This window comes from Streptomyces sp. NPDC006743 (assembly GCF_040703815.1).
Taxonomy (GTDB): domain Bacteria; phylum Actinomycetota; class Actinomycetes; order Streptomycetales; family Streptomycetaceae; genus Streptomyces.
The window spans coordinates 291853-305571 of record NZ_JBEYJA010000003.1 but is presented as its reverse complement, the minus strand read 5'-3'; the positions used below and the strand labels follow the sequence as shown (position 1 = coordinate 305571).

Annotated in this window: 11 protein-coding genes; 9 read left to right on the top strand and 2 right to left on the bottom strand. The window is 70.3% G+C overall.

The genetic code is table 11. The annotated features are described in order from the left end of the window. Positions 1–39: 39 nt before the first annotated feature. Positions 40–1011, bottom strand: coding sequence for a LysR family transcriptional regulator (locus ABZ719_RS04495; RefSeq protein WP_366723724.1), 972 nt, complete (start codon positions 1009–1011; stop codon positions 40–42). A 420-nt stretch (positions 1012–1431) separates the two neighbouring features. Between ABZ719_RS04495 and ABZ719_RS04490 the strand changes: the two genes are divergently transcribed. From ABZ719_RS04490 to gdhA, 3 genes are all read left to right on the top strand, one after another. Continuing rightward, complete coding sequence (locus tag ABZ719_RS04490; protein WP_366723723.1) at positions 1432–1992, top strand: hypothetical protein; 561 nt, start codon at positions 1432–1434, stop codon at positions 1990–1992. A 1682-nt stretch (positions 1993–3674) separates the two neighbouring features. Further along, positions 3675–5180, top strand: coding sequence for a type VII secretion-associated serine protease mycosin (gene mycP / locus ABZ719_RS04485; protein ID WP_366723722.1), 1506 nt, complete (start codon positions 3675–3677; stop codon positions 5178–5180). A gap of 196 nt (positions 5181–5376) precedes the next feature. Continuing rightward, the gene (gene gdhA / locus ABZ719_RS04480; RefSeq protein ID WP_366723721.1) at positions 5377–6735 is read left to right on the top strand and encodes an NADP-specific glutamate dehydrogenase; all 1359 of its coding nucleotides are present in this window, start codon (positions 5377–5379) and stop codon (positions 6733–6735) included. Positions 6736–6924: 189 nt separating this feature from the next. Here gdhA and ABZ719_RS04475 read toward each other — a convergent pair whose 3' ends face one another. Further along, positions 6925–8454 carry an MFS transporter gene (locus tag ABZ719_RS04475; protein WP_366723720.1) on the bottom strand — a complete coding sequence of 510 codons (1530 nt, stop codon included), beginning with the start codon at positions 8452–8454 and terminating at the stop codon, positions 6925–6927. Between the two features lie 309 nt (positions 8455–8763). Between ABZ719_RS04475 and ABZ719_RS04470 the strand changes: the two genes are divergently transcribed. From ABZ719_RS04470 to rpsJ, 6 genes are all read left to right on the top strand, one after another. Beyond that, a complete protein-coding gene (locus tag ABZ719_RS04470) occupies positions 8764–9279 on the top strand; it encodes a MarR family winged helix-turn-helix transcriptional regulator (protein WP_366723719.1) in 516 nt (171 codons plus the stop codon). 275 nt (positions 9280–9554) lie between these two features. Further along, the gene (locus ABZ719_RS04465) at positions 9555–9995 is read left to right on the top strand and encodes a hypothetical protein (protein ID WP_366723718.1); all 441 of its coding nucleotides are present in this window, start codon (positions 9555–9557) and stop codon (positions 9993–9995) included. A 7-nt stretch (positions 9996–10002) separates the two neighbouring features. Further along, positions 10003–11793: an alpha/beta hydrolase gene (locus ABZ719_RS04460; RefSeq protein WP_366723717.1), complete on the top strand. Its 1791-nt coding sequence runs from the start codon at positions 10003–10005 to the stop codon at positions 11791–11793. Positions 11794–11902: 109 nt separating this feature from the next. Further along, entirely contained in the window at positions 11903–12415 is a 513-nt protein-coding gene (locus ABZ719_RS04455) for a hypothetical protein (RefSeq protein ID WP_366723716.1), read from the top strand. Positions 12416–12438: 23 nt separating this feature from the next. Further along, the gene (locus tag ABZ719_RS04450) at positions 12439–12903 is read left to right on the top strand and encodes a hypothetical protein (RefSeq protein WP_366723715.1); all 465 of its coding nucleotides are present in this window, start codon (positions 12439–12441) and stop codon (positions 12901–12903) included. Positions 12904–13402: 499 nt separating this feature from the next. Then, positions 13403–13711: a 30S ribosomal protein S10 gene (rpsJ, locus tag ABZ719_RS04445; RefSeq protein ID WP_003948644.1), complete on the top strand. Its 309-nt coding sequence runs from the start codon at positions 13403–13405 to the stop codon at positions 13709–13711. Positions 13712–13719 lie beyond the last annotated feature (8 nt).

The following is a 13719-nucleotide window of genomic DNA, read 5'->3' as shown; positions in this document are numbered from 1 at the left end:
GGCGTACGGCGGTTCCGTGGGGGCGGTGGCGTGCCGTGCTCACGGCGGCGCCGTCCCGCCGGGGCCGCCGCCACCGGCGAGCCAGTCGGCATAGGTGTCGCTGCGGGCGGCCACGGCCGCGTGGGCGCGGCGGGCCTGGGCCAGCACCGTGCCCGCGGTGTCGGCGCGCTGGGTCGCCGGGTGCCAGCCCAGCAGGTGCCGCCACAGCAGCGGGGTGCCGGCCAGCGGCCGGGTGGTGATGCCGGGGGTGGTCGGGAAGGTGGCCCGGCACAGCCCCACCGCCCGTCCCACCTGCACCAGGTGCACGCAGGAGGCGATGTCCGTCTCGTACATCCGTCCGGGCGCGAACCCGGCGCGGGCACAGGCCGCGGTGAAACAGTCGGCGAAACACCCGTCCCCGGGCACGCAGGCCCACTCCTCGTCCGCCAGCTTGGCCAGCTCCACTTCGGGTGTGCGGGCGAGGGGGTGGTCGCCGGCGAGCATGACGAAGACCGGGTCGACGGCGAACTCCTCCCACGCGAGGTGCTCGGTGCCGGGTGGCGCGGCGGTGCCGCAGGCGCCGGTGACGGCGTAGTCGAGGCGGCCCTCGGCGAGCAGGGCGGCGAGTTCACGCTCGGACCAGGAGGCGTGCGTCGACACGTGCACGTCCGGGACGGCGGCCGCCAGCAGGTCGATCAGGGCGCCCAGCAGCGGGCCGTGGGTGCCGCCGAGCCGCAGTCGTTCGGCCTCCCGTCCGCTCCGGCCCCGGGCGAACCGGACGGCTTCCTGCTGGAGCTCGGTCACCGCCGGCAGGACGATCCGTGCCCGTTCCAGTACCAGCTCGCCCAGCGCGGTGGCGCGCACACCGTGCCGCCCGCGCTCGAACAGTTCCCCGCCCAGGGCCCGTTCGATGCGCCTGAGCTGGGCGCTCAGCGCGGGCTGCGCGAGCCCGAGGGCCGTCGCGGCCCTGGTGAGGCTTCCCGCGTCGGCTATCGCCCGGACCGTCTTGAGATGCCGCAACTCCAGCTCCATGGAGGGAGCTTGCTGCGCGGGCGGCACAGGGGCAAGGGGTTGGTCCGGACCACTGGAAGCACCGGAGGCGCACAGCGGTGAGCGGGCCTCGGCCGCCGTGCGGCGGACCTGAGCAGAGACCGGCGGCCGGGGGTGGGGCCCGGTGAGGGGGCTGGACGGGGCCGGTGGCGCGGGTGGCGGGCTCGGACGGCGGCCCAGGGACCGTCCGGTGCGGACGACGGCGGCCCTCTCCGGGGCTCCGAATCTGGGTACGCGTGCTCATGCGCGCCTCTGCGAACGCCTGCTTGGATGAAGCGGAGCGGGCGGGCCCGGGTCGCCGGCACACCGTCAGAGGTGAAGCTGTCACTGAAGGTAGTTAGAGTTGTGACGGACGGGGCGGCCGCTGCGCGAACGGGTGAACGTACGGGGGAGGACGACGAGTTGACGAGCGATGCTGGGACCGGTGGGGCACTGGGGCCTCTGCTCGGCGGTCTGTTCGGTGCGGCGGGTTCCGCCGCCGCGGCCGTGGGCGCCCAGGCCGACATGGCCACGGAACTGTCCTCGTTCACCAACTTCCAGAAGCGGGTGGACGACCTGATCCGTGACCTCAAGGGATCGCAGGCAGGCCCCGCCAAGGTCGGCCAGGAGCAGCTCGTCCGTCACCAGTTCGGCGGGGGCGGCGGTGCCTGGTCGGAGGCGACCGGGCTCTATTCGGCGTACGAGTCGGTGATCAGCGAGCTGGAGACGCTCTCGAAGCTGCTGTCCGACTCGATGGAGGGCATGGCCATCGCGGTCATGGCCTCGCACAAGGGCTACCAGAACATCGACCTGGACATCCGTGACCGGATGGCGGCGATCAGCGCCGAGACGAGCAAGCACTACGGCGGGAACTACGACCCGGCACTGCCGAAGAAGAGCCACGACGGTGGAGGCCAGGGCGGAACGGGTGGGCACGACCACGCGGCACAGCCCTCGACGGGTGACACGGGCGGCACGATCTGATGGTTCGCACGGGGACGGGGGAGATCTGATGGCAGGCACGGGAAGCGGCGGCGGCACGTCCTTCGAGAACATGAGCCACGAACAGATGCTCGCGTGGCTGGACCAGGCGAACTCCGGCGAGGTCCAGGCCGCCGCGACTCGCCTGACCGCGGCCGCGAAGGAGATCCGGAAGATCGCGGAGGAGCTGAAGGTCCGTCCGCAGTGGGTGGAGTGGAAGGGCGAGGGCGCCGATGCCTTCCGCGCCTGGGCCAACGACCTGGCCAACTCGACGCACCGCCTCGGTGATTTCAGTGAGAACTCCGCGAAATGGCTGAGCGAGGCGTCCAACGCGATCGCCACCGCACAGGCCTCGATCCCGAGGGACACCAAGAGCGCCCACGCGAACCTGGTGGCGGCCACCGCCGCGCACAACGACCCTGACGCGGCGGCGATCCGCACGAAGTCCGCGGCCGAACTGGCCGCCCTCAAGGCGGACCAGGAGAAGGTCCGCCTCGAGGCGGCGGCCCAGATGCGGAAGCTGGGCCAGTCGTACGAGCACTCGGCGACCCAGATGAACGCCTTGCCGAGACCCAAGTTCCCACCACCGCCGGCGGTGATCGCGCCTCCAGCCCCCTACGGCTCAACCGAGGACGTGGCTCGTCCAGCGGGGTCTGCCGGGCATGGTGTCGGCAGCAGCGGTTCCTACTCCACCAATGCCGGAACTGCTGGCACCTTTGGCGTCGCAGAGCCAGGTCACGCTTATTCCGAGACCTCCGGGCACCCCGGGCACCCCTCTGACCTGCATACCGGTGCGGCTTCGACCCACCACTTGCGTCCGTTGGCGAGCGACCCGGTTACACATGTAGGCATCGACTCCGTGTCCGCCCCGCCGGAGGCGCACAAGTATTCACCCAGTCCCGTGGGAGTTCCCGCTGGTTCTGCGCATACGGATCCAGTCCCGCTGCCGTCGACCAGCGGCCAGGCGCCACCGCTGACACGTGGCTCCGTACGTGCTCGTGGCTCGGGGGGTGCCGGCAAGCCGGTCGCCGGGGTGCGCCTTCCGGCGGAGCCTACGGAAGCACCAACCGGGCGGGCGGTGGGCCGTGGTGGGACTGCTCCGACTCGTAACACGCCCGCTCCCAACGGCTTGGTCGGTCGGGCTGTTCCGGGCCAGGGCTCAGTATCCCGGCGCGAGGCTGTCTCCGGCTCGGGCATCACCGGTGGGCGGCCGGCTGTGCCCCCCGCAGCGGGCCGGTCGATGACCAGGGCCCCTGGCGGTCCCTTGGGTGGCACTCCCGCAGTCAATCGCGGGCCGACGAGTGGTTTGCCGAACACAGGTGTCACGCGTAAGCAGTCGACCAACGGGGTGCCTGGCTCCGCCGCCGGGCGTGGTGGAGCTGAGCCACGCGGCGGCATCGTCGGCGGAACTGCCCAGAGAACAGGGCGTCCTCCGGTACGACCCGGCGCTCCGGTGCCTTCCGCGTCGATGAGGGGAGGAATCTCCGGTGGTCTGCCCAATGAGGAGGGCCCGCAGAATCGTGCTCGCGGGGTTTCGAGCGGATCGGCCAATGGATCCAGACAGCGGGACCGCAAGCAGAAGAAGAGGCGCCGGAACGAGCCCCCCGCTTCCGAATAACGATTGAGGGAATAAGAGAATCATGCGCATGCCTGGGATTAAAACGTGGCAAAGAAAGGGCCATGTCATGGCCTGTGCGGCCCTCGGTCTGCTGCTGGTGGGCGGCACGGCTGCTGAGGCTCGCGCCGACACCACTCGATCCCAGCAGTGGTTTCTCGACGCTATGCATGCAGAGGATATGTGGCGGGCGAGCACCGGCAGTGGCGTCACGGTTGCAGTGATCGACACTGGAGTCGGCCTGGAGAACCCGGACCTGAAAGGTCGGGTTCTCGATGGAAAAGATCTGGCTTCACAGCGCGGTGGCGACGAGCACAGCGACTACGACGGCCACGGAACCGGAATGGCCGGGCTCATTGCTGGCACAGGGGCTTACAACGGCGGAAAGGGGGCGTTCGGTCTCGCACCGGGCGTCAAAATCCTCCCCATCCGTATGCCGGCCCAGAGTGATATCAACGGATTTGCTGGGCCGGCCTACTTCAGCAAGGCTATCCGTTACGCGGCGGATTCCGGCGCTCGGGTCATCAACATCTCCATGGGGGCACGACTCGGATCACCTCAGCTAACGGCTGCAGTGAAGTACGCCCTGGCCCGTGGTTCACTGATTTTTGCTGCTGTCGGGAATGATGGTGACAAGGGTAATCCGGTCGAATATCCGGCCGCTACACCCGGAGTGGTCGGCGTAGCGGCAGTCGGCAAGGACTTGCGTAGGACCGCAGAGTCTGAATACGGGTCCCAAACCGACATGGCGGCGCCCGGTGCGGAATTGGTTCATGCTTGTGGCGGCAAGACAGGTCTTTGCAAGAGCCACGGTACGAGTGGCGCCACCGCCCTCGCCTCCGCCAGTGCTGCTCTCATCTGGGCCAAGCATCCGGATTGGACCAATAACCAGGTCCTGCGGGTCATGCTGAACACCATCGGCGGGCCCACGGACGGGGCCAAGCGCAACGACTCCATCGGGTACGGCATCGTGCGGCCGCGTATCGCCTTGGAGAATCCCGGGGACCCCGGGCCGGCGGACGTCTATCCGCTCCCGGATCTGGCGGCCGCGGCGTCGCCTTCCCCGACGGCGACGGCGACGGCGCCCGGCGCCAAGGGTGCGGGCGGCGCGGACGACACCTCCTCGGCCAGGGGGGAAGCCGGCGCCTCGGCCGGGAGCGCCGACGGCGACGGCGACGGCCCGCTGTGGCTCGGCATCGGCCTCGCAGCGGTCGTGGTGATCGGCGGAGCCGCAGCAGCGTTCGTCCTCGCCAGGAAGCGGCGGCTTTCCGGCGCCAAGGTGAGCAGGGAAGCCGCAGCGGCGGCGGCCTCCCGGTATCTGAACACCGTCGCCTACCCGGACAGGGCGGGTTCCGTGACCGTCCTTCCGGAGGCAGGGACCGAGTTCGCGTACGGCTGGGCCTTCCGCTTCGAGTTCAGGGAACACAGCGGGGCAAGAACCCAGGCGAACCCCCAGTCCGACTACGTCATCGTCGTCCCCCACTCCGGAGCGGCCCCCCATTTCCCGCCGCCGGACATCCCCACGGCCCAGTACATGGAGCTGTGCGCCGGAAACGGCCGGCACCCGGCCGTCTGATCCACCGATCCCCCGATCCACCGATCCGCCCTGTCTCGCATCATGGACGCCCGGTGTTCGATCACTGGTCAGTACATTCACCTGCGGGTAACACTGGAGCGTCCTGCGCGCGGCAACGGCGCCGAGCGCTCAGCAAGCTCATCGACGCTCACCACCGGTCTCGTACCGGTGGCAGCCGTGCCAGAAGGGGACCTCCGTGACGACCCGACCGGACAGTCAGAACCAGCTCGACGCCCTGCGCAGCGAGATCGAGCGGCGCAACCCCGCCCAGCCGGAGTTCCACCAGGCCGTTCACGAGGTGCTGGACACGCTGGCGCCGGTGCTGGCGGCCCGGCCGGAGTACGCCGAACCCGGGCTGGTCGAGCGGCTGTGCGAGCCCGAGCGGCAGGTGATCTTCCGGGTGCCGTGGCAGGACGACCAGGGGCGGGTGCACGTCAACCGCGGTTTCCGGGTGGAGTTCAACAGCGCGCTCGGCCCGTACAAGGGCGGTCTGCGCTTCCACCCCTCCGTCAACCTCGGCATCGTCAAGTTCCTCGGCTTCGAGCAGATCTTCAAGAACGCCCTGACCGGTCTCGGCATCGGCGGCGGCAAGGGTGGCAGCGACTTCGACCCGCACGGCCGCAGCGACGCGGAGGTCATGCGGTTCTGCCAGTCCTTCATGACGGAGCTGTACCGGCACATCGGCGAGCACACCGACGTGCCCGCCGGGGACATCGGCGTCGGCGGCCGTGAGATCGGCTACCTCTTCGGCCAGTACCGGCGCATCACCAACCGGTGGGAGGCCGGGGTCCTCACCGGCAAGGGGCTCGGCTGGGGCGGCTCGGCGATCCGGCCCGAGGCCACCGGGTACGGCAACGTGCTGTTCGCGGAGGCGATGCTGCGCGAGCGGGGCGAGGACCTGGAGGGGCAGACGGCCGTCGTCTCCGGTTCCGGGAACGTCGCGATCTACACCGTCGAGAAGCTGCTCGCCCTCGGCGCCAACCCGCTGACCTGCTCGGACTCCAGCGGCTACGTCGTCGACGACAAGGGCATCGACCTGGACCTGCTCAAGCAGATCAAGGAGGTCGAGCGCGGACGGATCAGCGAGTACGCCGAGCGCCGGGGCGCCTCCGCGCGGTTCGTGCCGGGCGGCCGGGTGTGGGAGGTGCCGGCCGACGTCGCGCTGCCGTCCGCCACGCAGAACGAACTGGACGAGAACGACGCCGCCGCGCTCGTCCGCAACGGCGTGAAGGCCGTCTCCGAGGGCGCGAACATGCCGGCCACGCCCGAGGCCGTGCACCTGTTCCAGCGCGCGGGGGTCGCCTTCGGGCCCGGCAAGGCCGCCAACGCGGGCGGCGTCGCGGTCAGCGCCCTGGAGATGGCGCAGAACCACGCTCGTACGGCGTGGTCGCCGGCCCGGGTCGAGGAGGAGCTGGCGGGGATCATGAGCCACATCCACACCACCTGCCACGAGACCGCCGAGCGCTACGGCGCCCCCGGCGACTACGTGACCGGCGCGAACATCGCCGGCTTCGAGCGGGTCGCGGACGCCATGCTCGCCCAGGGCGTCATCTGACGGAAGCCGCGGGGGAGCGTCCGCGCCCCGCCCGCGCCCGGTACGCGTCCGCGCCCCGCCCCGGAGGTCGTACCTTCCGGGGCGGGGCGCGGACGTGTGTGCGTCAGCCGGGACGTGTGTCCGTCACCGCGACGTGTGTGTGTCGGCCGGGACCCGTGCCGTCACCAGGACCCGACGCGTCCGCCGTGGCTAGTGCGCGGCGGCTCCCGCCGGGACGCCGCCCCGTCCGTGACCGGCCGGGCGGGCGACCACCAGGACACCGGAGACCACCGCGGCGAGCAGCATCGCGGCCACACCCCACCAGATGGCCTGCGTGTAACCGTGGACGATGCCCTCACGCAGCACCTGCGCCTTCTGCGCGGGGTCGGTGAGGTGGCCACCGACGTACGTGGTGGTCGCCGAGGTGGCGATGGTGTTGAGCAGCGCCGTGCCCAGCGAACCGCCCACCTGCTGCGAGGTGTTCACCATCGCGGAGGTCACACCGGCGTCCTGCGGCCGCACACCCTGGGTCGCGGTGGAGAAGACGGGCATGAACGTCAGGCCCATGCCGAGGCCGAGCAGCAGTTCGGCGGGCAGGACGTGGGTGGTGTACGCCGAGTCGACGCCGAGCTGGGTCAGCACCAGCAGGCCCGAGGCGGCGAGCAGCATGCCGGGCACCATCAGCAGGCGCGGGGGCGTGCGGGGCAGCAGCCGGGCCGAGATCTGCGTGGAGCCGATGATGATCGACGCGGACATCGGCAGGAACGCCAGACCGCTCCTGACCGGGGTGTACCCGAGGATGCCCTGGAAGTAGTACGTCATGAACAGGAACAGGCCGAACATGCCGATGGTGGCGAGGCCCATGGTCAGGAAGCTGCCCGCGCGGTTGCGGTCGGAGACGATGCGCAGCGGCAGCAGCGGGTGCCTGGCCTTCATCTGCCACAGGACGAACGCCACCAGCAGCAGCACACCGCCGGCCAGCAGGGTCACCACCAGGCTGTCGTCCCAGCCGCGCGGCTCGGCCTCGGAGAAGCCGTAGACGACGGCGACCAGGCCGCCGCAGCCGAGGATCACGCCGGGGATGTCCAGCCGGGACTCGCTGTGGCCCGGGCGGTCGTGCAGCAGGATGACGGCGCCGATCACCGCGGCGGCGGCGATCGGGATGTTCACGTACAGGCACCAGCGCCAGTTCGCGTACGAGGTGAGGACACCGCCGAGCAGCAGGCCGATCGCGGCACCCGCGCCGGCGATGGCGCCGTAGATGCCGAACGCCTTCCCGCGCTCCCGCGGGTCGGTGAACGTCGTCGTCATCAGGGACAGCGCGGAGGGCGCGAGCACGGCGCCGAAGACGCCCTGCAGGGCGCGGGCGCCGAAGAGCATGCCCGGGCTCTCGGCCGCGCCGCCGATCGCGGAGGCGACGGCGAAGCCGACCAGACCGATGATGAAGGTGCGCTTGCGGCCGACCAGGTCGGCGATGCGGCCGCCGAGCAGCAGCAGGCCGCCGAAGGCGAGGGTGTAGGCGGTGATGACCCACTGCCGGTTGCCGTCGGACATGCCGAGGGCCTTCTGCGCGGACGGCAGTGCGATGTTCACGATGGTCGCGTCGAGGACCACCATCAACTGGGCCAGGGCGATGACGACCAGGCCCCACCAGCGGCGGGGATCCGGGGCGTCGGCGGGTGTGTGCTCGATGGCGGACGGAGCCGTCCGTATCGCCTCGATCGGAGGGGAGTCGCTCATTGCTTGGGCGTCGCTTCCTTGGCTGTGGTCAGGCGTGTGGTGGTGTGCGTGTGCGTGGTGTGCGATCGGTCGGAGGCCGGTGACCGCGCACGGACACGACCGGTGCGGTCGCCGTGCTCGCCGTGCCGGCACCGCCTCCGGCGCGGCGCTGCGCCGACAGCGATGTCCCTGAAGGCCCGGTTCTCCGGCCCCGTTTCCCCCTGCCCCGGGAGGCTGTTCCACGCCCCGCGGAGCTGCACGCCCCCACGCCATCGTCACCTTGGGAGATCGTCAGTGATCCTGATGGTCAGTCCACTGTACACTGCCCGCATGAACGACGTGCCTCCCCCTGATGTCCCGGCCCGGCCGCTCGGATATCTGCTGAAGCACGCCTACGCCACCCTGGCGACCGAACTGGGCCAGGCACTCGCCCCCTTCCGCCTCATCCCGCGGGAGCTGGGCGTCATGGGGGTGATCGCCGCGGCCCGGGAGCAGCCGTCCCAGCTGGAGATCGCCGCGCTCCTCGGCATCGACCGCACGACGATGGTCGGCATCATCGACGCCCTGGAGGGCAAGGGCTACGTCGAGCGCCGCCGCAGCGACCAGGACCGCCGCCGCAACGTCGTCACCCTCACCCCGGCCGGACAGGAGTCCCTGGAGGCGGCCGAACAGGTCCGCGCACGCGTCGAACGCGACTTCCTCGCCCCCCTCGACGAGCAGGCGGTCCAGGCCCTCACCGACGCCCTGCTCACCCTGCACCTGGCCCGCACGGACGCGGACACGACGGCCGCCGTGGGCCGGCTGGCCTGCGCGGAACACCTGCCCGCCCCGCACACCGGCCCCTGAACCCGCGCCGAACCCCCACCTCCGGCCACCGCACCCGACGGTCCCTCCGCACCTTCGCCCCAACGGCCCTGCGCGGGGAGGCCCGTGGACCACACCCCAGCGGCCGGCGAGGACGTCCACGAGGACCAGTTCTTCGCCCGCGGCCGCGTCCCCGTGAGCTGAGTACGCGTACTCACGTGGCCTTCCGCGCCAACCGATAAGCTCCGTCACCGCGGCAACACCAGTGGACCTGCGGCACAATCGCACCGCCGTCACGACAGGGGGAGGAACGGCCGATGGCGTGGGACGAGTGGGAACAGCTCAAGGCCGGGGCGGCTCAGCGGATGCGGATCGACCATCTGGCCGACCCGGGAGGCGGGGGAGGCGGGGGAGGCGGGGGAGGCGGGACGCCTGATCTGAAGGTGTCGCAGGGCCCCTGGACCAAAGCCTCCGGGGTGGCCCAGGACCTGAGAACCGCCACGAACACGGGCCTGACGGAACTCAAGTCCGCCCATGAGGGCGTGAAGAGCGGCACCGACGGCTTCACGAGCTCCGCCGCGCTGGACGAGATCCTCGGGACCTGGGAGAAGCGTCTGGCCTCGGTGCGCGACGAGTGCGACCGGCTGCACGGTGCGCTCGCCAAGACCGGCCGTGACTTCGGTGAGCTGGACCCCGCGGTCGCCCGCAAGGCCGACGGTGTGAACATCGGCGGCGGCAAGCCCGACTGGACGCGGTGAGGCGACCGTGCCCACATGGCAGCAACTGCGCGACGCGAAGTTCACGGAGTACGAGGACGCGGCCGACGGCTGGGGCACGGTCAGCAACCGGGCCGACGCCGCACGCATCCGGGTCGACCACGAGATGGCAGCCCCGATCCACACCACGCAGAAGGGCGAGGCGCAGAACGCCGCCAAGCGTGACCTGACCCGGCTGGGCCGGAACTACCAGTACATCCACGGGGAGTGCGGTCTCGTCCGCACGGCCCTGAACGGCCTCGCCTCGGAACTGGCCGGCGCCCAGAAGAAACTCAAACAGGCCCTCGACGAAGCGGCCGATCTCAAGTTCACGGTCCACGAGGACGGTTCGGTCGAGTACCCGCGCAGCACCCAGGTACCCATGGCGCCCAGCACGTCCACCGGCACCGGCAGGGCCGAGCCGGGGGCACCGGTCCCCCTGCTGCCGGGCGCGGGCGAGGCGAACGGCGACCCCAACAAGGGCAAGGCCGAGGACATCGCCGAGCGCATCTCGCAGGCGGTGAACAGTGCCGTCGAGATCGACAACCGGTACGCGAAGCTCCTGCGCGAACTGAAGGCGCCCGACGGCCTGGACGTGACCGACGCCATGCTTGTGGACGAGGCCCACGACATGGGCGACGTCCGGAAGGCGGTCGGCACCTACCTCGGCAAGGACGGCATTCCCCAGGGCAAGTCCCCGGCCGACAACAAGACATGGTGGGACGGGCTGAGCCAGGAGCAGCGCGAGGAGTACCAGACGCTGTACCCGGCCGAGATCGGCGCGCTCGACGGACTGCCGAGTGCCATCCGTGACTCGTCCAACCGGATCGTGCTGGACGAGGCCCGCGCCGATGTCCAGCAGAAGCTCGACCGGCTGGGCCCGGAGCCGGAGAAGCAGATCGTCACCGCGGGCGGGATCATCACGAACCCGGAATGGACCGCGTGGAACGCCCTGGGCGGGAACAAGTACAAGGACCAGATCAAGGGGATGGACGCGGTCCGGTCCCGGTTCGACCAGACCGGCGTCGACGGTCTGCCGCCGGCCTACCTGCTCGGCTTCGACCTCAAGGGCAACGGCCACGTCATCCTGGCCAACGGCGACCCGGACACGGCGGACAACACGGCCGTGTACGTGCCGGGCACGACGTCGAAGCTGTCGGGGGCCCACGGGGACATCACCCGCATGACACGGCTGTGGAACGACGCCCACAGCCTGTCGCCCGGCAAGACCACCTCGACCATCACGTGGATCGGTTACGACGCTCCGCAGAGCATCGTGCCTGAAGCCATGGAGAGGCACTGGGCCTATGACGGCGCGCCCCGACTCAACAGCTTCCTCGACGGACTGCAGACGGTGCAGGGCGGCCCGGACGCGAGCCACACCACCGTCATCGGCCACAGCTACGGCTCCACCACCGTGGGCGCCGCCTCCAAGGCCCCCGGCCACTTCGCGGCGGACGACATCGTCGTGGCGGGCAGTCCCGGCATGCTGGTCGGCGACGCGGGCGACCTGGACGTCGGCAAGAGCCACGTGTGGGCCGAGGCGGCACACGACGACCTGGTCCCGCTGGGCGGCAAGGCCGCGCACCTCGGCGGTTACAAGTGGGGGGTCCAGACCTGGCACGGACTGCCGTACGACGCCGGCCTGATCCAGACGGTCCCGTCGGACGAGGCGTTCGGCGCGCATCGCATGGCCGTCGACACAGGAGGGCACAGCGGCTACTGGGACGAGAATTCGACCAGTCTGCAGAACCAGGCGGCCGTGGTCACTGGTCGGTACAACCAAGTAGTGGATCCGTAAGGTGATGTCGATGCGCAGTCCAGCACGGAAGCGGTGTCGCAGGACCCCCGCCGGTCTCGCCACCGCACTAGTCGTTGCTTCCCTTCTCACGGCAGGATGCTCCAAGACCGTGGACCACAACGGATCCTCCTCCCCGACACCGCAGTCCTCCGGCCCGGCCACGGGCGCCGGGCATCCCACCCTGGATGTGGACCAGGCCCGCGCCAGGGCGAAGGCCGTCTCCAGTTCGATCTACGAGATGATCGGCATGCGCAGCGCCAAGGTCACGGAGCCGGGCCCCAACATCGCGGCCTGCGACGAGGACCCCGACCACCTCTACAAGACCGCTCATCCGTGGTCGGTCTACGGGGTCTCCGAGGACGAACTCAAAGCGGGCTTCCAGCGGCTGCGGGAGGAACTGCCGAAGCACGGGTGGAAGATCGTCCAGGACGGCCCCGAGAAGAGCGAGGCCCGATCGCCCGCTCTCACGGCAGACTCCGGCAAGGACCGCTTCTCGGTGCACGCCGTGCTGATGGTCTCCACCCCGACCAACCCGCACGAGAAGGACCCGCTGCTCTCCGTGAACATCGTCTCCGGCTGCTGGCGGGCACCCGAGGGCACCGACCTCAACACCCAGTACTGACCGATCGCGCACCGAGAGGGCCGATGGGCTTCTTCGACCTGTTCACCGGTACCAGGCACCCTGTCGCCGACGTCGCCCCGCTGTCGGCGCAGGAGGCCCGGGTCGCCCTGCTCGGTCTGAATGGTCCAGACGTGCCGTTCCGGGTGCGCAATGCCGCCCCCGGCGAGAAGGCCGATCTGGTGGCGGAGTGCGAGGTCCGGCGGGTGGGGGTGCGGCTCAGGACCCGGATGAGACTGGTCCCCGAGACGCGGGAGGTGCGCGTGCTGGAGGAACGGTGGGAGAACCGTTCGGCCGGACAGCCCTCCAGGCAGTACGGCCGCGGGCCCACGACGGCGGTCTACCGGCAATGGGAGACGCGGCAGGGCCCCGGCGGCCGCCCGCACAGGGTGGAGTCGTTCCGCTTCGACACCCGGGAGATGTCGGAACCCCTGCAGGACGCCGTCCTGGCCGCCGGATGGACCTGGCGCGGCGTCCTCTTCCGGCTCTGACCGCGGTCTCTCCCGGCTTCCCGTGATCGCTTTCCTGGCCCTGGCCGGGGAAGTGATCACCCGCCCGTCCCGCCCCGCGTTTGATCCCCGTCACCTTCGGGGTAATCTCTTCGGCTCGATTGGCCAGGCTGCCGTCGCGTATGGCAGACTGTCCGAGTTGCTCGGTCGAGTGTTGATGCTGCGCGCCTCCCGCCGGGAGGACCGGAAGCGAGTCCCACAGTACTCGTCGCCCTAACTGCCTCACGGCAGCGCTGGGGCGGACGTACGGGAATCTTCCGGGAAGCGTGGGCGCGGCACCGGCCAGGCACCCGGTGGGTCCTCGATCCCCGGTCCGCGGTACCGGCAGGGCCGTGTGCATTCCCGCAGGGATGTTCGAACAAGGGACATCCATGTCAGCGAGAGCGCGACACGCCCGACCGCGTGGGTCGGAGAAGACCAAGGGAAACCAGGCAGACACCGGGTTCCAGAGCGTGAGAAGAGACAGGACTACGAAGTAGCCATGGCGGGACAGAAGATCCGCATCCGGCTCAAGGCCTACGACCACGAGGTCATCGACTCCTCGGCGAAGAAGATCGTCGAGACGGTGACCCGCACTGGTGCGTCGGTCGCGGGCCCGGTGCCGCTGCCCACTGAGAAGAACGTGTACTGCGTCATCAAGTCGCCGCACAAGTACAAGGACTCGCGCGAGCACTTCGAGATGCGCACGCACAAGCGCCTGATCGACATCCTCGACCCGACCCCCAAGACCGTTGACTCTCTGATGCGACTCGACCTCCCGGCCGGTGTCGACATCGAGATCAAGCTCTGAGGCCGGTG